The sequence below is a fragment of the Stenotrophomonas sp. SKA14 genome, from assembly GCF_000158575.1.
Lineage (GTDB): Bacteria > Pseudomonadota > Gammaproteobacteria > Xanthomonadales > Xanthomonadaceae > Stenotrophomonas > Stenotrophomonas forensis.
Map to the genome: position 1 here is coordinate 3,094,669 of NZ_DS999412.1, position 25,504 is coordinate 3,120,172.

A 25,504-nucleotide genomic window follows, 5' to 3' on the forward strand; every position below is an offset into this window, starting at 1 on the left:
TTTCACGCGGCTGTTGGTGGGTGCCGACCTTGGTCGGCACGGGGTCGGATCACATCGTGAATATCGATATCTGACAGATGTGTCGACCAAGGTCGACACCCACCAACAGCCGCGTGAAACTGTCGAAGGTGGGGCGGTGTCGGAGTGCGGGGTGTCAGCCGCATGGGCCCGAGGCATGCCTCGGGCGGGTTGGGCAGGACGCCCAACCCCGGTCTTGCCGTGTGCGCAGGAACGCGCACACGAGCAAGCGGCTGCCAAGCCTACACGGACGTACTTGCGGCGTCCCCGCACACCGACACCGCCCCGCCACCCCACAGAAGGCCCGCATTTGACGTTGACGTTGCTCTGGCTCGCAGCAGGTGCAGGGCTGCAAGCCCTGCCGAACACCCCCTACTTCCGCGGCAGGTAGGTCACCAGCGAAAGATCGTGCCGGCTCTCCGGCACCAGCGCCACGTACTGCAGGTCCAGCAGCCCGCGCGTGGGATGGTTCAGCTTCTTCGCACCCTCGTCGAACCGGCGCACGTCGTGCTCCGGCCACCACTGGCGAAACTCTTCACTGTGCGCCGCGATGTCCTCGACCAGTGCCAGGAACGGCGCCTTGTCCGGCGCCTGCGCCATCGCCGCGCGGAAACCGGCCAGCAGCCCGCGGGTCATTTCTTCCCAGTTGAGGATCAGCGTGCGGTACGGCGGGTACAGGAACATCAGCCGCAGCGTGTTGCGCTCGTGCGGCGCCAGCTGGCTGTAATCCACGAACAGTTCGGCGATGGCCGGATTCCAGGCCAGGATGTCGAAACGGGTATTGCGCACGTAGGCCGGGATCGGCTGCATCGCCTCCACCAGCTGGCGCAGGCCGTCGGTCACGCTCTCGTCCGGCGATTCCAATGGCACGCCATAGCCGGACAGCGCGAACGCATAGGCGCGCTCGTCGTCGCTCATGCGCAGCACCTGCGCCAGGCGCTCAAGCACCTCGGGCGAGGCGCGCACTTCGCGGCCCTGCTCGATCCAGGTGTACCAGCTGACGCTGACCCCGATCGCCAGCGCGACTTCCTCGCGCTTCAGGCCCGGGGTACGCCGGCGCCCGGCCGGGAGGCCGAGCGTGGCGGGGTCGACACGGGCGCGGCAGGCCTTGAGAAAGCCACCGAGCTCCTTGCGTTCACTTTCGCTGCGCATCATCGCCCTCCGTTGCGGAAGGCGATGATATCCGCGCAGGCGCGTGGATCAGGCATCGACGCGCTTGGAGCCCACGGCCAGGCCGGCCTTCAGGCTGGCCTCGACGAACTCGTCCAGGTCGCCGTCGAGCACCTTCTGCGTATCCGAGCGTTCAATGCCGGTGCGCAGGTCCTTGATACGGCTCTGGTCGAGCACGTAGTTGCGGATCTGGCTGCCCCAGCCAATGTCGGACTTGGTGGCTTCCACCGCGTCCTTCTCGGCGTTGCGCTTCTGGATTTCCAGCTCGTACAGCTTGGCGGCCAGCATCTTCATCGCGTTGTCGCGGTTCTGGTGCTGGCTGCGGCCGGTCTGGCAGGCCACCACGATGTTGGTCGGGATGTGGGTGATACGCACCGCCGACTCGGTCTTGTTCACGTGCTGGCCACCGGCACCGGACGAACGGTACACATCGGTACGCAGATCGGCCGGATTGATGGTGATGTCGATGTTGTCATCGATTTCCGGCGACACGAACACCGAGGTGAAGCTGGTGTGGCGGCGATTGTCCGAATCAAACGGCGACTTGCGCACCAGGCGGTGCACGCCGGTTTCGGTCTTCAGCCAACCGTAGGCATAGTCGCCTTCCACGCGCAGCGTGGCCGACTTGATGCCGGCAACGTCGCCACCGGACACTTCCATCAGCTCGGTCTTCCAGCCGCGCGATTCGCACCAGCGCAGGTACATGCGCAGCAGGATTTCGGCCCAGTCCTGGGCTTCGGTGCCACCGGCACCGGCCTGGATGTCGACGAATGCCGCCGCATTGTCCATCTCGCCGGAGAACATGCGCTGGAATTCCAGCTTCTCGACGTGCGCCTGGTGCTTGTCCAGGTCGGCGACCACGGCCAGCGCGGTATCCTCGTCCTGTTCGGACTCTGCCAGCTCCAGCAGTTCGGTCGCGTCGGTCAGGCCGTCGAGCACCGAGGCGATGCCGCCCACGGTCTTTTCCAGGCTGGAACGCTCGCGGCCCAGGTTCTGGGCGTACTCGGCGTTGTTCCAGACGTCGGGGCTTTCCAGCTCCCGCGTTACTTCTTCAAGACGCTCTTTCTTGGCGTCGTAGTCAAAGATACCCCCGAAGCGACAGCACGCGATCGGTCAGATCGGTGATGCGCTGGCGGACAGGATTCAGTTCGATCATGTCGGCGGTCATGCATTCAAAAGATGACTGGGAATGATACCGCAGCCACCCCGCCCCCGGCGAGGCAGCCAGGCCCGCGACGTCCGGCGGCGGCTGGACAGGGGCCGGGCCACTGCCGGTAGACTTCCCGGCCGCCACGGCAACAGGGGGACGCGGCGGTTCATTCCCATCCAAGGAGCACCAATTCAATGACGATCCTGCGTTCCACCCTGTGCCTGGCCGCCTGCCTGATGGCCGCCAATGCCTCGGCCATCGACCTGAAGGGCCTGACCAGCACCGGCATGAAGGCCGGCAAGGCGCTGACCCTGTCCGACGCCGAAGTCTCGGCCGCCGCCGACCAGGCCTGCACGTACATGGACAAGGACAACCCGGTGGTGGCCGGCAACGACCCCTACGCCCAGCGCCTGGCCAAGATCACCCAGGGCCTGTCCAACGAGGACGGCCTGAACCTGAACTTCAAGGTCTACCGCACCGCTGACGTCAATGCCTGGGCGATGGCCAACGGCTGCGTGCGCGTCTACACCGGCCTGATGGACATGGCCAGCGACGACGAAGTGCGTGGCGTGATCGGCCACGAAATCGGCCACGTGAAGCTGGGGCACAGCAAGACCAAGATGCGCACCGCTCTGCTCGCCTCGGCTGGCCGCGAGGGCCTGGCGGCCTCGGGCAACGGCAACCTGACCCAGCTCAGCCAGGGCCAGCTCGGCGAACTGGCCGAAGGCTTCATCAACGCGCAGTTCTCGCAGAAGGAAGAGAGCGCGGCCGATGAGTACGGCTACCAGTTCATGAAGCGCCACAGCTACGATCCGGCGGCCCTGGCCAGCATGTTCCGCAAGCTGTCCAGCGACGGCGGCCTGATGTCCTCGCACCCGGGCTCGGAAGCCCGCGCCGCGCGCATCGACGCGATGATCAAGAAGGACAAGAAGTAATCCCTGTGCGGGCGGGCCGACCGGTCCGCCCGCTCAGCTCCCTGCCAGCGCCTGGCGCAACAGGGGTAGCTGTCGCCGACTGCACGGCACTTTGACGCCATCGGCCATGTGGAGCAGCGCTTCACCGCCATCCAACGGCTCGATCGAGCGCAACTGGCCACGGTGGATCAACCAGCTGCGGTGCGGGCGCAGGAACTCGGCCGGGTCCAGCCGCTGCTCCAGCGCCGCCATGGTGATGCGCAGCGGGTAGTCATGCCCGCGCACCCGCAGGTTCACGTAATTGCCCGACGCCTGGGCGTACTCGACGTCCGCGGTGGCGACCAGGAACTCCTTGCCCAGCTTGCGCACCAGGAAGTGCTGCGGGCGCTCGACCGGTTCCACTGGCGGGCCTTCGTCGGGCGGCGCCAGCAGATGGGCCTCACCCCGCCGCTGGCGACCGAACCAGGCCGCCGCGTGCACCGCGATCACCAGCAGGCTGTAAGTCTGCACGTCCTTGAAGAACTCGTAGAACCACTGCGCCGGCCACGCACCATACGTGTAGTGCTGGCCGGCCAAGGCAAAGGCCACCTTGCGCAGCAGCACCATCGCACTGACGTGCAGCAGCCACCAGGCGATGCCGCCCAGCACGTAGAAACCGATCCGGCGCCGCCAGGTGTCGGCATGCAGCGGCCAGCGGCGCGCGGCCGCATGCAGCAGCGCCAGCAGGGCCAGGCTGGCCAGCGCACTGCTGAACTCCTCGATCGAGACCGCCCCCGCCGGGAAGATCTGACCATCACGCAAGGCCCGCATCCACTGTGCCAGCACATTGCCCGCGGCCGTGCCCAGGAACAGCAGCGACCAGAACGCAGCAGCAAGCCCGGGGTGCCGCGGCCGCGATGCAGCAAAGGCGGTCAACGCCGCCGGATCTCCCTTTTCCATAGCGCCATTGTTGCGCATCCGGCCGCGCGCGCATCCGCCATTGGTCCCCGCCACCCCTCCACTGAACCCTGCGCACCGGCCATTTCGCCCCATCCGCTGGCGGCCACGCGTTGGCAGGCGGAGGGTGCAGCTTCCTCCTGAAGCCCACCCACCCATGCACCGTCGCCATGACCTGGACACCCTGCGCATTGCCGCCTTCGGGCTGCTGATCCTCTACCACGCCGCCATGGCCTACGTGGCCGGCTGGGACTTCCACCTCAAGAGCGCCTACACCACCGAGTGGCTGCAGTGGCCGATGATCGCGATGAACCGTTGGCGCATGCCGCTGCTGTTTGCCATCAGCGGCATCGCGCTGGGCCTGTCCCTTCCCGACCAGGGGCGGCTGCGGCATACCCTGCGACGTTGCTGGCGCCTGCAGCTGCCCCTGCTGTTCGGCATCGTCGCCGTCGTGTCCCTGCAGGCGTACTGCGAGGCGCTGGACAAGGGTGACGTGGCGCCGGGGCTGGCCCGGTTCCTCTGGCGCTACTGGCAGTTCCGGCCGTGGCCGGGTGCGCACTTCAGTGGCGCCGAGTACGGCTTCACCTGGAACCACCTCTGGTACCTGGCCTATCTGCTGCCCTATACCCTCCTGGCCGTAGCACTGGCCAGCCTGCTGCGACCGCTGCGCGGCGCGCTGCCACGCTGGCAGCCGGGCGACCGCCTGCTGGGCAGCCTGCTGCTGGTGCTGCCGGTCGCCTGGATGGCCTGGGGGCTGCTGGTACTGATGCCACGCTGGCCGCCCACCCACGCGCTGCTGGACGACGTCTACGTGCATGCCGAGTCGCTGCCTCTGTTCCTCGGCGGCTTTCTGGCGGCACGCTGGCAGCGCGGCTGGGATCTGCTGGTACGCGGACGACGCCTGACCCTGTGCCTGGCTCTGCTTGGACTGTGCCTGGAACTGGGTATCCGTGCACTGGCCCGATTGCCGCATGTGGGCGACCTCGATGCCTGGGTGCTGGCCCTGCCTTGGGGCCAGACCGAACGCATCGGCCGTGCGCTCTATACGTGGTGCATGCTGCTGGCCCTGTTCGGCTGGGCACGGGTGCTGCTGTCCCGTCCCTGGCCCGGCCTGGGCTATTGCCGGGAGGCCGTTTTCAGCTGGTACATCCTGCACCAGACCGTGCTGATCGTGCTGCTGTATGCGTTGCGGCCGCTGCAGCTCGGCCCCTGGCTGGAGCCTGCACTGCTTGTGGCCGGCACCGTCGGCGGTTGCCTGCTGATCCACGAACTGTTGATCCGCCGCGTACGCTGGCTACGCCCCCTGTTCGGCCTGCGTGCCGATCCGCTATCGTCGACGCCGGCCCGCGTCGTGGCGGCGCATTGAGGACAATGGATGTTCCAGACGCAATGGCACCTGTGGTTGCAGCACACCTTCGACAGCGGCTGGATGCTGTCGCTGATGCAGTTCATCAGCCTGCTGGGCTACGAGATGGCCTATACCGCGCTGATTCTGGTGTGCGCGTTCGGGGCACGCCTGCGCGCCGGCCTGTGCGTGATGCTGGCGGTGTTGCTGATGGCCTGCGCCACGCATGCGATCAAGCAGAGCGCAGCCCTGCCCCGCCCGACCGATGTGGACGCAGCAGTGCTGGACAAGGGCGAGCCGTCGCATCCGTTCGTGGTGGACGGCGGAGGCCACGCCTTCTGGGCGCTGCCGGACGCGCAGGCTACTGCAATGCTGCGGGCGCAGCCCGACGCCGACTACGGCTTCAACAGTGGCCATGTCGGCGTGGCAACGGCCGCCTGCGTGGGCCTGCTGCTGGCCTTCGGCATCCGCCGCCGCTGGCTGCGCTGGGTCCTGCTGCTGGGTTGGCCACTGCTGATGGCCCTCTCGCGCATGTACCTGGGCCGGCATTTCCTCGCCGACGTGCTGGCCGGTTGGCTGATCGGCCTCGGCGTGGCCGTGCTGGCCTGGCAGTTGATGCCGGGGTTGTGCGGGAAACGGCGTTGGCAACTGCCGGTACTGCTGGGCCTCGGCACAGCGCTGGCCTGGGCCTCGCTGTGGACGCCTCTTGTGCCGTTGAGCGAAGCCGCGCGCCTGCTGGCGCTTGGCCTGCTGGTGGTGTGGCTGCAGTGGCGAGGCTGGCCAGCCGATCCGCACGGCATCGTGCAGCGAGTGCTGCGTGTGCTGGGCGTTGTGCTGGTCTACCTGCTGGCGCGGCCCATCATCGACTGGCTCGCGCACAGCATTCCGTTACCGGATGCACCGATCACTGCGTTGCTGTGGCATGCCGTCGGCACGCTGTTGATCCTGGGTGGCGGCGTGGCACTGGCGCGGTGGATTCCCCGCCAGCGCTCCCACGAGTCGGACGGCGCCCTGTAGATCCACGCCATGCGTGGATGGGTCGTTCCGACGCCGTGCGACAGCCACGCATGGCGTGGCGCTACTTCACCTCGAACTCGCCCACCAGCACGGTCTCGGCACGGTCCTTCAACCGCAGCGTGACACTCTGGTCCTTCTGCTTCGGCGTACCCCAATGGGTGGTCAGGCGCAGCATCAGGCTGGTGGCGCCGGTCACCAGCTGCTGGCGGCTGCCGAAGTAGTTCGCCTCCACCTTGTATGTGCCCGGCTTCGCATTGCGCAGCGAGAACTGCTCGGGCCCATAGCCGCCGGTGAAGTCCTGCGACATCTGACCGCCCTGGTAGGTCAGGCGGTTGCCGTAGTAGGCGCGCTCGCCGTTCGGATCGGTCACCCACAGGTCCATGTCGCTGTTGTCGGCATCCCATGACAGCACCACGCGCAGGTCCAGCGGCATCGCCTGCAGCAGGCGTGGATCGATGCCCGTGGTGTCCAGCGTCGGGCGGCTGCGTGATACCAGGTTGGTCAATTCGTCCAGCGCGATCAGCGCGATGCCATCGAAGCGGCTGTCCCAGGGGCGCACCACCACCTGGTACAGCGGCGCCAGCGCCTGTTGCGGCTTCCCGGCAGCGGCCAGCGCCAGGCCAAGGTCACGGAAACTCTGCGGTTCTTCCTGGCCCATCGCCAGCACCTGCTCAAACACCGTCACCGCCAGCGCGGGGGCATCGGCCTGCATCAGCCGGTAGCCGAGCACGCGCAGCAGGTGGCGGTTGTCCAGGTCCATCTCGGCCAGGTTCGACAGCACACGCAGGGCCAGTTCGCGCTGACCCTGCTCCAGCAGCAGGTCGGCCACGTCGAGGAAGAACGCGCTGCTGTCGGCATGTGCCTCGCGCTCGGCCAGGTAGCGGTCGTACAGTTGCGACGCCGGGCCCTGGCGCAGGCGGCGGGCGATCGCTGAATCCGGCTGCCATGCGGCCAGCTGGATGCCGAGCTCGCCGTCGTTGGCGGGTCCGGCTTGATCGATGGCCGAACCGGTGACCACCACCGCATCGAGCGCCGGGTTCGCCGCGGACACGGAGCGTCGCGCGCGTGCGCTGCTGGCCTCCCTGCGCTGCTCGGCTGCCGCCGCCATAGGCGCAGGCGGGGCCGCCGGAGCGGGGGCCGCCAGCATCGCTACCGGCGCCGATTCCATCGCAGCATCTGCGGACGCCACTTCCAGTGCCCTGCCCTTCAACTGCGGTCGCGCATCCTTCGGCCAACTGCGGCTCCACCACTGCTGGCGCTCCTTCCAGCGTGCCGCCACATCATCCAGACGACGGCGATCGGCAGCGGCGCGGTCGCTCACCTGGCGTGCGAAGCGGGCGTCGTACTCGGCGCGCAGCGTGCCCGCCGGACGGATCGCGTAGCGCAGGTAATCCTCCAGCGTTTCCAGCACGATCAACGAGGTATCCGGCCCAACCAGGCCGAACTGCTGCGACAGGCGCTGCATTGCCTCGCGGTTGCCGCGACGGTCGGCCCCCAACTGCTGCAGGCGCGCCTGCGCCCACAAGCCGGCGAGCAGTTCACCGTCGTCGCTCTTCTGCGTGGCCGGCAGCGCCAGCCACTCACCACCGCCAACACGCACCCGCATCGGCACACCGTCCGCCGCCAGCCGCGCATGCAGCCACAGCCAGCCATCAGCCTCGCTGCGACGGTCGATCACCACGTCCTGCACGCCGCGGCCCGCAACGATCTGTACGTCCAGCGGCGGGGACAGCAGCTCACGCGCAGCGGCGTCGACAGCCTTGCCGAGCGCGACGAAGCGACCGCCATGCGCTTCGCTCCAGCCACGCAAGCGCACTGCATCGGTACGCGCGCCGGCACTGCTGACCGCGAACAGGCGCTGCTCCGGCGCCATTGCCGGCAGCTGTTCCGGCCCATAGGTCAGCAGGCCATCGCTGACCAGCAGGTACTCCTTCACGCTCGGCTGCGGCTGCCACTGGGCCAGCGCGCTGGCACCGTCCGGGCGCACCGCCTGCAAAGCCGCGCGCAGCTCGCTCCAGTTGCCTGCACGGATACGGAAACGGCCCACCGGCTCGGCGCGGTCACGCAGCACGGTCAGGGCGACCGTGCCATTGCCCATCGCGGCGAAGTAGCGATCCAGCAGGGCGAACTCACGCGCGCGGTCGCGCTGGCCGGAGGAACGCGAGCCGTCCCACAGCAGGCCGACCTCGCTCGGCAGCGCGCGGGGAGTACCGCTGACCGGCACCGGCACCTGCGCCAGCAGATAATGTCCGTCCTGCCACGGTGCCACCTGCACCTGCGGCTTGCGTTCGGCGGGCAGGGTCCATTGCAGCTGTGCCGGCAGCTGCGCGCCGCGGCCCTGCCAGTGCAGCTGGCCCGCCGTGATCTGAAACGGTGCGGTACCTGCGGCCATCGCCCCTGGCGCCTGCACCTTCACCTCAACCGAGGCAGCACCGGCGGCGAACTGCAGCGGCAGCGTCCACCGCCAGTCCTGGCCCGAGAAGGCCAGCGGCTCGCGCAGCACCAGCTGCACGCGGCGACTGCCACCGGCCGGCAGCGGGTAGATGCGCAGGCGGAACTGATTGCCCGCTGTCTGCTCCAGCAAGCCGGGGTCGACACCACGGCGGGCGATCTCCTCGAAGACCTGGCGGCCGCGATCCTTCGGCACTGGCACCGCCTCGCGCAGCTCGCCACCGATCTCGAGGGCAAACCCGGTGATCTGCTGGCCCTCGGCCAACGGGAACTGCAACTCCCCTTCCAGCACGCGCCGGTTCGGGTTATGGAATTCCAGGGTGATGCGGGTCTGGGCGATGCCGGCGCGGACCTCACCCTCGATGCTGGCCTGACGCAGCTCAATGGGCTGCTCGGCACCCGCAACCTGCAGCAGGGGGGCTGGAGCAAGCGGCCGGACGGCCGGGCGAGACTGTGCGTAGGCAGACCCGGCCAAGGTGCCGAGCAAGAGGGCCAGCACGCAGGGGGCACGGCGGAGGACGAGGGGCATTGGACGGCTCCAGCGGGAGGATGGATGGTTCAACGCCTGGGTAGGGGGAATGGGGTTGCTGGGGAGGCAGCCGGCGCGCATGCCCCTTTCCAAGACCGCCGCCTGCCTTGACCTGATTCAGAATCGCCTCCCGTCCAGTCATCCTTGCAGCCACATGCGACGCTCCCCTGCGTCGCGCAACATCAGATCTGGCCGTCTTCCAGCTGCTCCAGCACAACAGACCACCACGCGCCTTCCGCGAGTGCAGCAGGGTCAAGCGTAGTCCATTCCGCCGCCATCGTGCTGATTGCAACATCACGATTGAACCGTTGCTCTGTCGAACGCGCTTGGAACTCACCTCGCCTGAAGGCCTCAAGCCTGGCCTGCATCTCTGACTGGGAGTAGACAACGGGACCGGATTCCCCTGACCTGGCCTGCTCCTGAAATGCCTCATACAACGCCAGAAACCCGAGGAAGCTGGACAAGCAACCATTGACGAACTTATGTATGCCATCACCCGCCGCAATCACCTTTCCGCTTGCTGATAGGCAGAGCAGAAGCTTCCGTCCCCATGGCTCGTGCGCAACGACGAGAAGCTCCTTCCCGTCGAGAACGGCTCTCTGCGGCGCCTCAAACTGCACAAGGGGCACTTCGCCCGGCAGTTTTGAAGGCAACCCTAGGCGCAACATCAGCTCGCTGGACAAAGGATCAAGACCAAAGTCGCTCAGTACTTTGGCACTTACCTCCAGAGAACCCGCATCGTAGATGCGAGGGAAGGAATTTCCAGTCACGTCCAGACCTCACAGGCAGGAAGACGCTGTCCGATAGATGGATGAACCAACGGATGATTGGCATCCCAGATCAGCGCCAGATCGTCCGACGCATTCCGCTGAGGCGCTCACTTGCTCACCAGATCGTCCTCTCGGTCAATCAAGTTGCGCTTGCCCTGATAGGTGCCCCTGCACGCTCAGGTGATCACCATCGTCGCCCCATCGCCACCTTACGCGTCCGAACCTGCTTCACCTCAGTGTGCACCCAGTCGCCCGCGGGGTAGTCGGAGTAGCGATAGCTCCAATCCCAAAGGCTATGGAAAGAGACGACCCCACCTTTAGTCAAGCCAACCAATTGATGCCGCTTCCTTCTTAAGTGCGAACATGAAAGAGGTGACATCAAGACCTTCAAATTTGTACTTTTTCAAAGAGTCCTCAACGTACTTGAAGAAATACTTCGCCACGACAGACCTTTGCTGCTCAACATCCATTTCTTTCAGCAAATCCTCTGATAAGCACATATCAAGGAAGAGAACCGACTCAGCCTTCGAAAAACGACGTGACGACTTCCTTCCAAGCTCCTCCGGGAGGCATCGGAAGACAAAGAAAACCTCGACTTCGACCGATTTGAAATCCAGCTCCAACACTGGAAATATGGAAACAAGCTCATTCGCAATTTCATAAACGTGAGTTGCTCCACCTGTATCCGTAGACAATCCAAATTTCATTTCACCCTCAATGCCTGCATTTATTTCCCGGAGGAAGAAATCCCTTCCAATTCAAGAATCCTGATATTCGCATCCGCTCCACAATCCGGTTAAAGCTCTTAGTCGTCCCGCGATGTATGGCAAAGTACTGCAAATTATTCCTTCGCAACCATGCAGCAGAATACCTAGTTTTCGGCACCTTTGTCTCGCCAAACTTCCAGACCTCGCCCTTCTTTAGGTACCAATAGCCAACCGGATTCTTCTTTCCCCATTCCATAATAGGATACCACCCATCCTTTGAGGCAAGAAGCGCATAAAGTTCGTCAAGCCCAAGTGGATCCGCCCACCCAATCGCATTTGGACCAAATAGGTAAAAATTCTCACCCGCTTCAAGCCCCAGTGGATCCTGACCAATGAACGACCCAACACTTTCTTCGTAATATCTATACCTATTGTAGTGCAGTCCAGTTTCATGGTCGTAGTACTGCCCTTGCAATCTAATATTGTTGTCTATGCTTGAGCTGGGATCTGGCGCCATGCCACCCCACGCCGTTTGATGGCTGGACCACACACATCCTCCCGATTTGCTCAGAATCCGATCAGGAGAACCGTTGGGCATGACGTGGAAGTAGTGCAACTCGCTTCCGAGGGGCGCTTGGGATATCTCGGAGGAACGGCTGAACGATGTATCACCAAAAGAGTGACCAGCGAAGTTTTCCCGCGATGTGGTCGCCTGCCCCGCCTCGGTCCCATCTGCTTTCGGTGACCTCCCAGGTGCGGCGATCTCATGCCCAGAAAGGCGTTCCGAGTCGCTCTTGTTGTGGCTTTTCCCACCAGAGAGCGCAGACAGACATTTATCATTGACCGAGCGTTGAATGGGAGCTTCAGCTCCGAGCGGCCGAGCGCCAAGCCCGCCAAAGGCAAGGGGAAGTTTTTGTTGGGCAGATGTCCCGATTGGGGCACCCAATCCCACCGGCGCCGTCGAAGCACTGACGACTGACTCATCGCCGCTTGGCTTGGCTCGATGTTGTACGCCCTCCAATTCTGGTGCCGTGGAACTGACAGCGTCCACCAGCGCCAACGGCACAAACGTCCCCGGGTAGTACACATACTCCCGCACCCGCCCATGCAGCTTTTCCAACCGCCGCTGCCGCCGCCTCACCTCCACCAGGCTCGCCACATTGCCCACCCAGACCGGCGCCGCCTCTTCGGCATCGTTGGCCTGCTGCACTTCACCCAGCAACGCATCGCCATCCCAGAAGAACCACGTCGTGTGCGTCGGGTTGCACTTGAACACCCGCCGTCCCAGCGGGTCATAGCCGTAGTACGTTGATTGCCCGTTGCGGCGGCTCTCCGCCAGCCGATGGTTGGCATCCCAGATCAGCGTCAGGTCATCCGGCGCATTCCCGTGCGGCACGCCCTTGCGCACCAGGTCGCCCGCCCGGTCGAACACGTAGTGCATGCCCTGGTAGGTGCCCTCGCGCGTCCAGGTGGCCAGGTAGTCATCGTCGCCGCCGACTACCTTGCGCGCCTGCACCTGCTTTACCTCGGTGCGCAGCCGGTCGCCCGCCGGGTCGTTGAAGTAGCGCTCGACCTTGCCCGTCGGGTCGATGTGCTGCAGCAGGCGCCCGATCGCGTCGTAGCGGTACTCGTCCACGCCTTGCGTGCTGTCGCTGCGGCGGGTCAGGTTGCCACTGCTGTCGTAGTCGTAGCGGGTCTCAAACAGCGGCGCAGCATCCTTCAGTATCGACTGCGACGTCAGCAGGCTGCGACTGTCGTAGGTGAACTCGCGCTGCAGATGCGGGCTCAACTGCTCGCGCGTGGTACGACCCAGCGCGTCACGCTCCATCGAGATCGGCGATTCGTCATTGATGGCCACCGATACGGTCTGGTCCCGCAGGTCATAGCCGAACTCGACGCGGTTACCCGCCGAGGTCTCGCGCAGTACGCGGTTGCCGACCGGGTCATAGCCATAGCCCACGCGGAACCCGTCCTGCAGTTCTTCCAGCAGCCGCCCCAGCGGGTCATACCGGCGCTTCACGGTACGCGCTGGATTGCGCAGCTCGACGATCTGGCCCTGCGTGTCGTAGACGAAATGTTCCTGCACCTGCTGGCCGGGATGCCGCACATCCGGCAGCGTCTTGCGGGTGATGCGCCCAAGCTTGTCGGTGGTAAACGCCACGCGCTGGCCCAGTGGATCCAGGGTCGCCGTCAGCCGCCCGGCAGCATCGTAGCTGTAACGCCGTGATTGCCCCCAGTAGTCCACTTCCTCGACGATGCGGCCCAGCGCATCGCGCACCAACTGATAGGTTTCGCCGCGCTGGTTGATGACCGCGACCAGCTGCTCTTCGGTATCGTAGCGGTACTCCACACTGTGGCCATCGGCCTGAAGGCGCTTGCCGATCTGTCCGATGCCCACGTACTGCAGCCGCGTCTGCGCGCCGGCCTCATCGGTATAGCGAAGCAGTTGGTCTTCAGCATCATATTCGCAGCGCACACCCGCGCCATCGGGGCCAGCGGTGGCCAGCAGCCGCCCCTTGGCGTCGTACTCGTAGCGACTGGCCTGCCCCAACGGATCCACCTGGCGCAGCAGGTTGCCGAGCGGATCGTGCTCGAAACGGCTCTCATGGCCGAGCGCATCAATGACGGCAGCCACCAGCCCATGACGGTCATAGCGAAGGCGTGTCACCGCCTGGCGGGCATTGGTCTGCGACTGCAACTGGCCCTGCGCATCGTAGTCGAATCGGGTTGTCGCTCCCAATGGATCGGTCTGGCTGACCAGCAGGCCTTGGCCATCGTATGCCTGCTTCCAGTCGACGCCATCCGGCGTGCGCAGCGACACCATATGGTCGTCCTGGTCGTACTCCATCTGGATCGACGTGCCATCGGCGCGGGTCAGGCAGACCAGGTTGCCATGCGCATCATAGGCAAACGCCGTTCGCAGTCCTTCCGGATCGGTCACCGCCACCGTCCGCCCGAAATCGTCATACTCGAACAGCGTCACACCATCGAGCGGATCGATCTCGCACAGCGGCAGCTGGTTCTCATCGAACTTGACCACGCACAGATGGCCCAGCGAGTCGGTTACCCGGGTCTCGCGCAGCAGCGCATCGTACTCGAAGTGGTAGTCGCACAGGCCACCATCACCCCACGAATGCACCACCCTACCCTGCGCGTCGAACGCGTAATGGAACGACAGACCAACGCGGTCGGTGTGCCGCACCATGCGGTGCTGTTCGTAGGCGAAGGTGCGCGGCGCTCCCAGCGCGTCCACCGCCGCCAGCAGATCGCCGTCGGCGCTGTAGCGATAGCTCACCAGCGGATGCACCAGGCCGGTGGCCGGGTCATGCAGCGCCATGCGGTCGATGCGGCCGTGGCGCGCCTCCACTTCGATGAAACGGCCCTGCAGGTCGCCGATGCCACTTTCGACGATGCGTACCAGATGGCCGTCGCGACGCTCGAACCGCCAGTGGTTGCCATGGGCATCCTCGATGCGCTCGATCGGCCAGGACTGTGGATTCGGCAGCGCGCTCACGCCCGCCGGCAGTTCACCGCCAAACACGTACTTCAGCCCGCTCTTGAAGCGCACCAGCCACTGCCCGCGCCGACGCAGCAGGCGCGCGCCATCGACGAAATCGAGGATCGCCCCGGCCTCGCCTTCAGCGGGCGGCAGTTCGGGGAAGAACGCGGCCTGGTCCGGGCCGGACAACCACACGCTGCCGTCGTCCAGCAGTTCCAGGCGGATGTCGGCCGGCGTCTGCCAGCCCGCGCCGCACAGGCCGGGTTCGCCCGCGCGGCGCGAGCCATAACTGCGCTGCCAGGCGAAGGAAAGCCGCCCCGGAATGTCGAAGTCCTGGTGGCTGACCACCACGCTGCCATCGCGGATATCCACCGGCTCGGCACGCAGCACCTTGCACTTCAGGAAGCCGGAGGGCAGATGGCCCCACTTGCCGCGCCGCCAGTTGGCGAACGCATCCATCTTCTTGCGGAAAAACGCACTCTTGCGCAGCTTGCCCAGTCCGGCGAACGCGGCGCGGAACGCCAGCGCGGTCCATGACACCGTCGGCGGTCCTCCCACCTTGACACTGGTCGGAATGGCCACGTTCAAGCCGGTCGGCAACGACATCGCGCGTAGCGGCTTCTTCGGCTTCTTCATCCGGAACGGATTGATCATGCCGGCCAGGTTGCAGTCCAGCACCGGCATCGCCAGCCGCGAGAACGGCTCGCCATCGGCCGACACCGTGCGGCTGCCCATGAAGATTTCTTCGCCGTCGAACTGCGGCCCCATCGGCGCGGCCAGCGGCGGCCCCCACACGCCCAGCGGGATGTGGATGTCGAGGCCGCCGGTACCGGCGGTGCCGCGATGCACACCGTTGACCTTGATGGTGGAGCCGATGAACGGGATGTAATCGAACGGATCCAGCACCAGGCCGATATGCGGCGTCGGCAGCGGGCACGGCGGCACCGCATACATGTGGATGTCGATGCCCAGCTGCGGATCGAAATGCTTGGCGGCGATGCTCACGGCAACACTCCCTGTTGCTTTACAAGGCGCGGAACAACGCGCGCAGGAACGCCTTTACTTCGTCACGGTACTCGGCGCTGATCCAGGTCACGACGATGATGCCCAGCACGATGGCCACCAGCATCACCACGGTCTTGTTCGACTTCATGCAACAGCCACTCCTGTAACGGCAGGCCCGGCAGGCGCCGCCACGGACGCCTGCAGCAGGCCACTGGGATCGGGCAACGGCTGCATTGCCGGCGGCTCGCTCCACACCGGTATCTCGTGGTCGAGCGGGTGTTCGATGGCCGGCAGGCCGTTCCAGCCCGGGTCGAGGAAGTCGCGGCCCACGGCCACGATCTTGCGGAAGAATTCGTCGCCGCCCTGGATCAGCCGCTCGCGCTCCTGTTGGGCGCGGTGGAAGCCCCGTTCCAGCGCAGCATCCAGCTCCGTGTCGATGGCATCCAGTGCCGGCCGCACCGGCCGCGGACCCAGCTCGCGGCCCTGTGCATCGGCCTTTTCCAGCAGGCCGGTACTGGCCAGCAGGTAATCGGTGGCCACCTGCTGCAGCGATTCGCAGCGGCGCACATCCTGCAATTGCAGCAGGTCCCACAGCGCCTGCGGCAGCGTGGTGGCCTTGCGGTCGGCCGGCGCCAGCGGCTTGGCGATGCGGATCGCCTCAAGCAGCTGGGTACGCGCCGCTTCGCGCTGACCGGCCTGCAACTGGCACCAGCCGGCCATGCGCTGGCCTTCCAGCGCGAACATCGGGTGCGGGATGCTGGCCGCCGACGCCGAAGCCTGCAGGTAGGTCTGCGCGGCCCGCTCGGGCTGCTTGGCCGCCAGCCAGCAGCCTGCCTCGCCGAACCAGCTCTGCATCACCAGTTCCGGTGCAGCAGGGTTGCCGCTGGCGCGCGCGCCCTCGGCCGCGCTGCGCGCACGCTGACCACGAAGAAGCTGCGATCAGTGTCATCGCGGCCGATGAAGTCTGGATGCCGTTCCAGATCAAAGCAGCCGCCGGCCTCCATCTCGCCGGCATTGCCCGCACACTCGAACAGCTTGGTCGGCCAGGTGACTTCCTCGTTGCGCACGTTGGCCAGCGCGGCACCGATGCGGCTGTTGCTGAAGCGCGCCGCGCCGTCATAGCGATACTGTTCCAGCGGGGGCAGCAAGCCCAGTGGCACCTGGTTGCCCTGGTTGCCATCCAGCCGTTCGCCCGGCTGCTTGAAGTCGAAGCTGCGCAAGGTCTGCACGCTGGGCCCAACCCGGCGCCGCGCACCCCAGCGATGCAGGCCGGTACTGGCCAGCGTGCCCTGGTCGGAGACGAAGGCGATCGGCTGCGGGTCGCCATGCGCGGTGCTCAGCGTCGAATCGTCGCTGATCACCAGGGTATGGCCTTCGTCGTCGTGCACGAAGCTGTAGTACAGGCCCGCATCTTCCAGCAGGCGGCTGACGAAGGCGAAGTCCGATTCGTTGTACTGCACGCAATACGGCAGCGGCGCCAGCTTGCCGGCGTTGAGGTCGTAACGAAACTTCGCCAGCTGCGCATACCCGGCGAACACCTCTTCGATGATCTGCAACGCGGTGCGGTCCTGGAAAATGCGGCAGTTGCAGGTGTAGTCCAGGAACGCGAACCACGGCGCAAGCTCGGCACGGTAAGCGCTGAACTGCGCTTGCTGGCCGATGCTGGCGAACTCGCGCACGTAGCCGTGCACGCTGCGGTTGCCGAATTCATCTCCGAGTTGCAGGCGCAGGGGCTGGCCGACCAGCTGCTTCAGCTCCAATCGCGGCTGGATGGAGAGCAGATCGATGCGATACGCAAACGGCGCAGACACCGATTCGGTGCCGGTGAAGTGCTTGACCAGGAAGGTATCCGGATCCAAGGCGGTTTCGACGCGGACAAGGCGTCGGTCCTGGTGCAGGCGCTGCAGCGCGGCGCCGGGGAGCAGTGATTCGGCGTACATCGGGCGTTCCGTCGTCCCATGTTGGTCGTGGCCCGACTTTGCCATTGACCTGTGCCATGTGCCAGCTTTTTGACGCAATCAGCGCAGGATAAGGAGATGAATTCATTAAGGATTTTCACGACAGCGCGAACTGCGTCACAAATACGAAGGGCACAGCGCAGCCATTCAGGCTGGCGCTGCCAGGCACCGACAGGCACTCTATGGCCCCGCCCATGTGTATGGATACCCATGCGTCTGTTCCTGCCCATTGCCCTGCTGGCCGCGACCAGCCCTCTTGCCGCAAGCGCTGCAGCGCCGGCCAGGACCTTGTACTTCCAGCACCACGACTGGATCGCGGCCTGTGACAACACCCGCACCTGCCGTGCCGCCGGCTACGCTGCCGACGAGCAGAGCACCCTCAGTGTGCTGCTGACCCGCAAGGGGGGCGCCAACCAGGCCATCCACGGCCGTCTTTCACTGCAGCCGGATGAAGGCCAGACGCTGCCTTCCGGCGCGCTGCACCTGCGTATCCGCGAGCAGGATCTGGGCAAGCTGGCGCCGGACAAAGGCGAAGGTACGTATGCGCTGAGTGCCGCGCAGACCGCCGCCCTGTTGGCCGCACTGGTCCGCGACGGCGGAATCAATGTGACCGATGCGGTCGGCCATCGCTGGCTGCTGTCGGACAAGGGCGCGGCCGCGGTCCTGCTGAAGATCGACGAATACCAGGGCCGCCTGGGCACACCCGGTGCGGTGATGCGCAAGGGCAGCGCACCTGAAGCCAGCGTCCCTGCGGCACTTCCCGTGCCGGTGGTGCACAAGGCCGCCACCTTGGACCCGGCCCCGGACGATCCTTCGCTTGCGCGGCTGGCCGCCTCGCCTGCCCTGCGCGCTGCCCTGCGCGCCACGCTGAAGGACAACAGCTGCGAGGGCCTTCTGGAGCCCGACGCCGATGTTCCGCTGAGCCATTCCCCGCTGGAAATCCGGCGCCTGGATGCGCAGCACGTGGTGGTCAACGTGCCCTGCTGGCGCGCGGCCTACAACACCGGCGACGGCTTCTGGGTCGCCCGTCCGCAGGCCCCGTTCCAGCCGCAGTGGGTGACCAGTGATGCGATCGACTATGACGATGGCCAGATCATCGCCGCACAGAAGGGCCGCGGCCTGGGTGACTGCATCTCGCAGAACACCTGGACCTGGAATGGCACGGCCTTCGTCGCCACCTCCGAAATCGCGGCGGGCCTGTGCCGCGGCGTGCCCGGTGGAACCTGGGAGCTGCCGACCCTGGTGACCGAGGTCCGCTGACCTCACAGAAAAAGGGGACGGAGGGGGTCAAGTCGCAAGTGGCAAGCAAGGCACAAGCGACTTGATCCCCTCCGTCCTCTCTTTTCAGGTGGGCAGGCAGTGCTCGACGATCAGCTGGATGGCGCTGCCGCCACGATAGTCGTCGCAGGCCAGACGGTAGGCCAGATGCACATGGCGGGCCGGTGCATTGCCGTGCCAGCCGCCGAAGTGGATGGCGTTGATCGTGCCGGGCACGCCCGGCAGGCGCAGTTCCAGCTTCAGGTGGCGCTCCTTCAGCACGCGCCAGTTGGCCACTTCGAAGTGGCCGTCGAACAGCGGTTCCGGGAAGCCCTGCCCCCACGGCCCGGCCAGGCGCAGCGCATCGGCATGGCGATGGTCCAGCTCGTCCGCCGCCAGTTCACCGTCGCTCAGCACCTGCTGCTGCAGCGCCGCCGGGTCGAGCATTTCCAGCACCACGGCGACGAAAGCGGCCTTGAAGTCATCAACGTGATCCAGGCGCAGGCTGAGGCCGGCGGCCATCGCATGCCCACCGAAACGTTCGATCAGGCCCGGATGGCGCGCGTCGACCAGCGCCAGCGCGTCACGGATGTGCAGGCCGGGAATCGAGCGGGCCGAGCCACGCAGGGTGTCGGCGCCCGGTTCAGCCGGGGCGAAGGCGATCACCGGACGGTGCAGGCGGTCCTTCATCTTCGACGCGACCAGGCCCACCACGCCCGGGTGCCAGTCAGCATCGAACAGGCAGGCCGCCACCGGCCGCTGTCCGGCCATGTCCAGCACCACGCGGGTCAGCGCCTGCTCGGCGTCGTCGGTCATCGACTGCTGCACCGCGCGCCGTTCCGAATTGATCTGCTCAAGTGTCTGCGCGATGTCGCGTGCCTGCCGCGGATCCTCGGTCAGCAGCAGCGCGATGCCCAGCGCCATGTCCTCCAGCCGACCGGCAGCGTTCAAGCGCGGGCCGAGTGCGAAACCGATGTCGGTGGCGGTCAGCCGCGCGGCATCGCGGCCGCTGGCTTCGATCAAGGCACGCAGGCCGACACAACCCTGCCCGGCACGCAGCCGGCGCAGGCCCGCGCTGACCAGCGCGCGGTTGTTCGGGTCCAGCGCCACCAGGTCGGCGACGGTGCCGACCGCCACCAGGTCCAGGAGCGTGGTCAGGTCCGGTCCCTTGCCATCGGCGAAGACGCCGGCCTCACGCATCCGCCGGCGCAACGCCATCAGCACGTAGAAGATCACGCCGACACCGGCCAGCGATTTGCTGGGGAAGGCATCGCCATCCAGGTTCGGATCGACGATGACATCGGCCGGCGGCAGCTGCGGGCCCGGCAGGTGATGGTCGGTGACCAGCACCTGCCAGCCACGCGCCTTGGCCGCAGTCACGCCGGCATGGCAGGCAATGCCGTGGTCGACCGTGACCAGCAGGTCCGGCTGCAGCGCGGCCAGTTCGTCCACCAGCGAAGGCGACAGGCCATAGCCGTGCACCATGCGGTTGGGCACCGCGTGGAAGACATGCTGCGCGCCGAGCATGCGCAGGCCACGCACGCCCACCGCACAGGCGGTGGCGCCATCGCAGTCGAAATCGCCGACCACCAGGATGCGCTTGTCATTGGCGATGGCTTCGGCCAGCAGGCCCACCGCATCATCGATGCCGGTCAGCAGCTCGGGCGCGTGCAGATTGCCCAACTTCGGCTGCGCCAGCTCCGGGGTGCCGGCACCGCGACTGGCATAGAGCCGCGCCAGCAGCGGCAGTGTGCCGTCCGGCCAACTGCCGGGCGCGACCGCATCGCGACGGCGGATCGTCGGCGTATCAGTGGATGGCTGTACAGCATCGGCGGCAAGGGACATCGGCATCGCCGGTTACGAAAGACAGAGGGATGATACCGCGCGTGGGAGAGGCTGGCGGGATTGCGCCCGGCAGCTGCGGTAGTGCCGGCCGCTGGCCGGCAACCCCGGTAACCATCGGGGGTCAGAGCCGCTTTCCGACGAAAAACGGATCCGACCCCGATCAGTCGTGCAGCTGGCGCGGCTTCTTCCAGAACTGCCAGCGCTGGCCACGGTCCAGCTGGAACTGCAGGCCATCCTCGAAGTCCAGCACCAGCCGCTGCAGCTCGCCCCGCTTCAGCGCGGCCAGCAACGGCCGGATTGCATCGTTGCCCAGCTGCTGCAATGAACGCAGTTGGCGCAGGTCGACCAGTGCATCCACCGCCTGCTCGCCATCCACCGCCACGCCAGCCGCCAGCGCCAGGCCCTGCAGCAGGGCGTCGCGGCTGCGCACCTGCGCGTGCGCCGTGCTGACCGACACCGGCATCACGCCGCCGCCCCAGAACCACAGCGAATTGATCGGCTGTTGTCCCTGGGCGACGCGCTGCTGGTTCCAGGAATGGTTGTGCAGCAGCACCTGCGCCTCGGTCATCAAGGCCCGCCAACGGCGGCCGCCCTCGCCTTCCGGCAGGTGCGAGAACAGATCATCGCCCAGCACTTCGTCCGGGTTGTCGAACTCGGGCAGCGCCAGGTCGATCGGAAGCCGCAGGTACCAACGCGAAGGATCCGGTGCGTCGAGCACGAAGCCGGCGTCGGCGAACAACGGCTGCAGCACCGGCAGCAGGGCCAGGCAATCGGCCAGGGTCGGCCGCAGCGTTTCGCCGTAGGCCATCATCCGCGCGCCGTGCATGTCCGGCACCATGCAGGCCGGATCGGCGCGCAGCCAGCGGGCGCCGGCGGCATCGCCGACGTCACGCTGGCGGGTCAACGCAGCCACCGGCCACTGCGGCGCGGCCACGCTGAAATGACGCTGCAGCTGGGCGCGCTCACCGGCGTCCAGCTGCAACGCGGTGGCGCGACCCAGGGCGCGCGCCACGTCGTCCGGCAATGCAGCCGCCGCAAGGCGGCTGCGCGCCGGCAACAGCAGGGTCGCCGTTGCCACCTCGTCAGTCCACGTAGCTGACGCTGACGATCTCGTACTCGCGCTGGCCAGCCGGGGCGTCGATCACGATCGAATCGCCTTCCAGCTTGCCGATCATCGCGCGCGCCACCGGCGAGGAAATGGCGATCAGGCCCAGCTTGATGTCCGCTTCCAGGTCGCCGACGATCTGGTACTTCTTCTCTTCGTCGGTTTCCACGTCGGCCAGGGTCACGCTGGCGCCGAACACCACCTTGGAGCCGGCGTTGAGCTTGCTCACGTCGATGATCTCGGCGTGCGACAGCTCGCCTTCCAGCTGCTTGATGCGGCCTTCGATGAAGCCCTGTTCCTCGCGCGCGGCGTGGTACTCGGCGTTCTCCTTCAGGTCGCCGTGCTCACGCGCTTCGGCGATCGCGGCGATCACCTTCGGGCGCTTGACCGACTTCAGGTGATCCAGTTCGTCGCGCAGCTTCTGCGCGCCCTTCATGGTGATGGGGGCTCTCATGCATTCAACTCCTTGTGCAGCTCCTGCAGCGACCAGACGGGGCCGGTGCCGCGGAATTCCAGTGAATCCACCAGCGCCTTGGCGCCGGCAATGGTGGTCGAGTAGGTGACGCGGTGCTGCAGCGCCTCGCGACGGATCGAGAACGAGTCGTTGATCGCCGAACGGCCTTCGGTCGTGTTGACGATGTAGACGATCTCGCCGTTCTTGATCGAATCGACGATGTGCGGACGGCCTTCGACCACCTTGTTGATGATCTCGCAGTCCATGCCGTGCTGCTGCAGCCACGCGGCGGTGCCGCGGGTGGCGATCAGGCTGTAGCCACGTGCCAGCAGGGCCTTGGCTACCGGCAGCACGCGCTTCTTGTCCGGATCGCGGACCGAGACGAAGGCCTTGCCGACCGGCGGCGCCTTGATGCCACCGGCTTCCTGCGCACGCGCGAAGGCGGCGTTGAAGGTGCGGCCCACGCCCATCACTTCACCGGTGGAGCGCATTTCCGGCCCGAGGATCGGATCGACGCCCTGGAACTTGGCGAACGGGAAGATCGCCTCCTTCACCGAGTAGTAGTCCGGCACGATTTCCTTGGTCGCGCCCTGCTCGGCCAGCGTCGTGCCGGCCATGCAGCGCGCGGCGATCTTGGCCAGCGGCATGCCGGTGGCCTTGGACACGAACGGCACGGTGCGCGACGCACGCGGGTTCACTTCCAGCAGGTAGATGGTGTCGGCACCTTCGTCGCTGCTCTGGATCGCGAACTGGGTGTTCATCAGGCCGACCACGTTCAGGGCCTTGGCCAGCTCCACCACCTGCCGGCGCAGCTCGGCCTGGGTTTCAGCCGACAGCGAGTACGGCGGCAGCGAGCAGGACGAGTCACCCGAGTGCACGCCGGCTTCTTCGATGTGCTCCATCACGCCGCCGATCAGGACGTTGCCGTCCTTGTCGGCGATGATGTCGACGTCGCACTCGACGGCGTTGTCGAGGAAGCGATCCAGCAGCACCGGCGAATCGTTGGACACCTTCACCGCGTCACGCACGTAGCGGGCCAGGTCGGATTCGCCGTAGACGATTTCCATCGCGCGGCCACCCAGCACGTAGCTCGGGCGCACCACCAGCGGGTAGCCGATCTCGCGGGCCAGCAGCAGCGCTTCCTGGTCGTTGCGGGCGATGCGGTTCGGCGGCTGCTTCAGGCCCAGCTTGTCGACCAGCTGCTGGAAGCGCTCGCGGTCTTCGGCCAGGTCGATCGAGTCCGGGCTGGTGCCGATCACCGGCACGCCGTTGGCTTCCAGCGCACGCGCCAGCTTCAGCGGGGTCTGGCCGCCGTACTGCACGATCACGCCCTTGGGCTGTTCCAGCTCGACGATTTCCAGCACGTCTTCCAGGGTCAGCGGTTCGAAGTACAGGCGGTCGGAAGTGTCGTAGTCGGTCGACACGGTTTCCGGGTTGCAGTTGACCATGATGGTTTCATAGCCATCCTCGCGCAGTGCCAGCGCCGCGTGCACGCAGCAGTAGTCGAACTCGATGCCCTGGCCGATGCGGTTCGGGCCACCGCCCAGGATCATGATCTTGTCGCGGTTGGTCGGCGCGGCCTCGCACTCGTCCTCGTAGGTCGAGTACAGGTAGGCGGTACCGGTGGAGAACTCACCGGCACAGGAGTCCACGCGCTTGTAGACCGGGCGCACCTTGTGCGCACGGCGCAGCGCGCGGATGGCCGCTTCGTTGGTACCGGTCAGCTGGGCCAGGCGGGCGTCGGAGAAACCGGCGCGCTTGAGCTTGCGCAGGCGCGCCGCGTCGAGCGCATCGATGCCACCCGCAGCCACTTCAGCTTCGGCCGCGATGATTTCCTCGATCTGGTCCAGGAACCAGTGGTCGATGAACGACAGCGCGTAGATCTCTTCCACGCTCATGCCGGCGCGGAATGCATCGGCGACGAAGAACAGGCGCTCCGGGCCCGGGGCCTTCAGCTCGCGGCGCAGGGTCTGCAGGTCTTCTTCATTGGCCAGGTCCAGGCCGGTCGGGTCAAAGCCGACCTTGCCGGTTTCCAGGCCACGCAGGGCCTTCTGCACCGACTCCTGGAAGGTGCGGCCCATCGCCATCACCTCGCCCACCGACTTCATCTGGGTGGTCAGGCGGGCGTCGGCAGCCGGGAACTTCTCGAAGGCGAAACGCGGGATCTTGGTGACCACGTAGTCGATGGACGGCTCGAACGAGGCCGGGGTCAGGCCGCCGGTGATCTCGTTCTTCAGTTCGTCCAGGGTGTAGCCGACGGCCAGCTTGGCGGCGACCTTGGCAATCGGGAAGCCGGTGGCCTTGGACGCCAGCGCCGAGGAACGCGACACGCGCGGGTTCATCTCGATCACGACCACGCGGCCGGTCTTCGGGTTGATGCCGAACTGCACGTTCGAACCACCGGTATCCACGCCGATCTTGCGCAGCACGGCGATGGAGGCATCGCGCAGGCGCTGGTATTCCTTGTCGGTCAGGGTCTGCGCCGGGGCCACGGTGATCGAGTCACCGGTGTGCACGCCCATCGGGTCCAGGTTCTCGATCGAGCAGACGATGATGCAGTTGTCCGCGGTATCGCGGACCACTTCCATCTCGAACTCCTTCCAGCCCAGCACCGACTCTTCCACCAGCACTTCGGTGGTCGGCGACAGCTCCAGGCCGCGGCTGACGATCTCGACCAGCTCTTCGCGGTTGTAGGCGATGCCGCCACCGCTGCCGCCCAGGGTGAAGCTGGGGCGGATGATGGTCGGGTAGCCGACGCGGGTCTGGATCTCCAGCGCTTCGTCCAGGGTGTGGGCGACGGCAGCGGTCGGGCATTCCAGGCCGATCTCGCCCATGGCCACGCGGAACAGCTCGCGGTCTTCGGCCATGCGGATCGCTTCGCGCTTGGCGCCGATCAGTTCGACGTTGTACTTCTCCAGCACGCCGTGGTCGGCCAGGTCCAGCGCGCAGTTCAGCGCGGTCTGGCCACCCATGGTCGGCAGCAGCGCGTCAGGCTTTTCCTTGGCGATGATCTTCTCGACCGTCTGCCAGTTGATCGGCTCGATGTAGACGGCGTCGGCCATCTCCGGGTCGGTCATGATCGTGGCCGGGTTGCTGTTGACCAGCACCACGCGGTAACCCTCGTCGCGCAGGGCCTTGCAGGCCTGGGCGCCGGAGTAGTCGAACTCGCAGGCCTGGCCGATGACGATCGGGCCAGCACCGATGATGAGGATGGTCTTGAGGTCAGTGCGCTTGGGCATTTTCTTCTCTAAGTCAGTACAGCGTGACAAGGGGGGTGATCGCACGCTGTCGATCAGGAATCTTGATCCGCAGCGCCGCGCCAGCGGCAGCAGCGATGCGGGGGCTTACGGTCCATCGCGACGCCACCGGCAAGC

The 25,504-nt window shown here is 66.2% G+C and carries 18 protein-coding genes; 4 read left to right on the plus strand and 14 right to left on the minus strand.

All coding sequences use genetic code 11. The annotated features are described in order from the left end of the window. Window positions 1–390: 390 nt before the first annotated feature. Both SSKA14_RS13955 and prfB read right to left on the minus strand, forming a co-directional pair. Window positions 391–1,173 carry a helix-turn-helix transcriptional regulator gene (locus SSKA14_RS13955; RefSeq protein ID WP_008267447.1) on the minus strand — a complete coding sequence of 261 codons (783 nt, stop codon included), beginning with the start codon at window positions 1,171–1,173 and terminating at the stop codon, window positions 391–393. 45 nt (window positions 1,174–1,218) lie between these two features. Then, window positions 1,219–2,344 (minus strand): peptide chain release factor 2 gene (gene prfB / locus SSKA14_RS13960; protein ID WP_099551678.1). Its coding sequence is split into 2 segments (ribosomal slippage): window positions 1,219–2,268 and window positions 2,270–2,344, totalling 1,125 coding nucleotides; the frame shifts between segments, so codons are not numbered across the junction. A 188-nt stretch (window positions 2,345–2,532) separates the two neighbouring features. Between prfB and SSKA14_RS13965 the strand changes: the two genes are divergently transcribed. After that, window positions 2,533–3,273, plus strand: a complete 741-nt coding sequence (locus SSKA14_RS13965) for a M48 family metallopeptidase (RefSeq protein ID WP_008268683.1) — start codon at window positions 2,533–2,535, stop codon at window positions 3,271–3,273. A 33-nt stretch (window positions 3,274–3,306) separates the two neighbouring features. On the opposite strand, the gene SSKA14_RS13970 is transcribed toward SSKA14_RS13965, so the two are convergent. After that, entirely contained in the window at window positions 3,307–4,209 is a 903-nt protein-coding gene (locus tag SSKA14_RS13970) for a LytTR family DNA-binding domain-containing protein (protein ID WP_008264451.1), read from the minus strand. A gap of 136 nt (window positions 4,210–4,345) precedes the next feature. On the opposite strand from SSKA14_RS13970, the gene SSKA14_RS13975 reads away from it, so the two are divergent. Both SSKA14_RS13975 and SSKA14_RS13980 read left to right on the plus strand, forming a co-directional pair. Further along, window positions 4,346–5,554 (plus strand): acyltransferase family protein, encoded by a 1,209-nt coding sequence (locus SSKA14_RS13975; protein WP_008268488.1) that lies wholly within the window; start codon window positions 4,346–4,348, stop codon window positions 5,552–5,554. A gap of 9 nt (window positions 5,555–5,563) precedes the next feature. Further along, window positions 5,564–6,550: a phosphatase PAP2 family protein gene (locus tag SSKA14_RS13980; RefSeq protein ID WP_008267067.1), complete on the plus strand. Its 987-nt coding sequence runs from the start codon at window positions 5,564–5,566 to the stop codon at window positions 6,548–6,550. Between the two features lie 61 nt (window positions 6,551–6,611). Here the strand turns inward: SSKA14_RS13980 and SSKA14_RS13985 are convergent, their stop codons facing one another. The 7 genes from SSKA14_RS13985 to tssI form a co-directional block, all read right to left on the minus strand. Further along, complete coding sequence (locus tag SSKA14_RS13985; protein WP_050413379.1) at window positions 6,612–9,530, minus strand: VIT domain-containing protein; 2,919 nt, start codon at window positions 9,528–9,530, stop codon at window positions 6,612–6,614. Between the two features lie 182 nt (window positions 9,531–9,712). Next, on the minus strand, window positions 9,713–10,300 hold the full coding sequence (locus tag SSKA14_RS13990) for an SUKH-4 family immunity protein (RefSeq protein WP_040007823.1): 588 nt from the start codon (window positions 10,298–10,300) through the stop codon (window positions 9,713–9,715). Between the two features lie 317 nt (window positions 10,301–10,617). Beyond that, window positions 10,618–11,007, minus strand: coding sequence for a hypothetical protein (locus SSKA14_RS13995; RefSeq protein ID WP_157635953.1), 390 nt, complete (start codon window positions 11,005–11,007; stop codon window positions 10,618–10,620). A gap of 7 nt (window positions 11,008–11,014) precedes the next feature. Further along, window positions 11,015–15,511, minus strand: a complete 4,497-nt coding sequence (locus SSKA14_RS14000; protein WP_008268398.1) for an RHS repeat-associated core domain-containing protein — start codon at window positions 15,509–15,511, stop codon at window positions 11,015–11,017. A gap of 19 nt (window positions 15,512–15,530) precedes the next feature. Further along, window positions 15,531–15,659 (minus strand): hypothetical protein, encoded by a 129-nt coding sequence (locus SSKA14_RS24290; RefSeq protein ID WP_006441023.1) that lies wholly within the window; start codon window positions 15,657–15,659, stop codon window positions 15,531–15,533. After that, window positions 15,656–16,366, minus strand: coding sequence for a hypothetical protein (locus SSKA14_RS14005; RefSeq protein WP_198283609.1), 711 nt, complete (start codon window positions 16,364–16,366; stop codon window positions 15,656–15,658). Before SSKA14_RS14005 ends, SSKA14_RS24290 begins: the two co-directional genes overlap by 4 nt. Next, window positions 16,366–17,451: a type VI secretion system tip protein TssI/VgrG gene (gene tssI, locus SSKA14_RS14010; RefSeq protein WP_008266003.1), complete on the minus strand. Its 1,086-nt coding sequence runs from the start codon at window positions 17,449–17,451 to the stop codon at window positions 16,366–16,368. Before tssI ends, SSKA14_RS14005 begins: the two co-directional genes overlap by 1 nt. A 228-nt stretch (window positions 17,452–17,679) precedes the next feature. Between tssI and SSKA14_RS14015 the strand changes: the two genes are divergently transcribed. Beyond that, window positions 17,680–18,729: a DUF1176 domain-containing protein gene (locus SSKA14_RS14015; RefSeq protein ID WP_008267265.1), complete on the plus strand. Its 1,050-nt coding sequence runs from the start codon at window positions 17,680–17,682 to the stop codon at window positions 18,727–18,729. Window positions 18,730–18,813: 84 nt separating this feature from the next. Here the strand turns inward: SSKA14_RS14015 and recJ are convergent, their stop codons facing one another. From recJ to carB, 4 genes are all read right to left on the minus strand, one after another. Further along, complete coding sequence (gene recJ, locus SSKA14_RS14020; RefSeq protein WP_040007827.1) at window positions 18,814–20,571, minus strand: single-stranded-DNA-specific exonuclease RecJ; 1,758 nt, start codon at window positions 20,569–20,571, stop codon at window positions 18,814–18,816. Between the two features lie 160 nt (window positions 20,572–20,731). Continuing rightward, complete coding sequence (locus SSKA14_RS14025) at window positions 20,732–21,649, minus strand: hypothetical protein (protein ID WP_008267777.1); 918 nt, start codon at window positions 21,647–21,649, stop codon at window positions 20,732–20,734. A gap of 4 nt (window positions 21,650–21,653) precedes the next feature. Beyond that, the gene (gene greA / locus SSKA14_RS14030) at window positions 21,654–22,118 is read right to left on the minus strand and encodes a transcription elongation factor GreA (RefSeq protein ID WP_026347191.1); all 465 of its coding nucleotides are present in this window, start codon (window positions 22,116–22,118) and stop codon (window positions 21,654–21,656) included. An 8-nt stretch (window positions 22,119–22,126) separates the two neighbouring features. Continuing rightward, window positions 22,127–25,369: a carbamoyl-phosphate synthase large subunit gene (carB, locus tag SSKA14_RS14035; RefSeq protein WP_040007830.1), complete on the minus strand. Its 3,243-nt coding sequence runs from the start codon at window positions 25,367–25,369 to the stop codon at window positions 22,127–22,129. Window positions 25,370–25,504 lie beyond the last annotated feature (135 nt).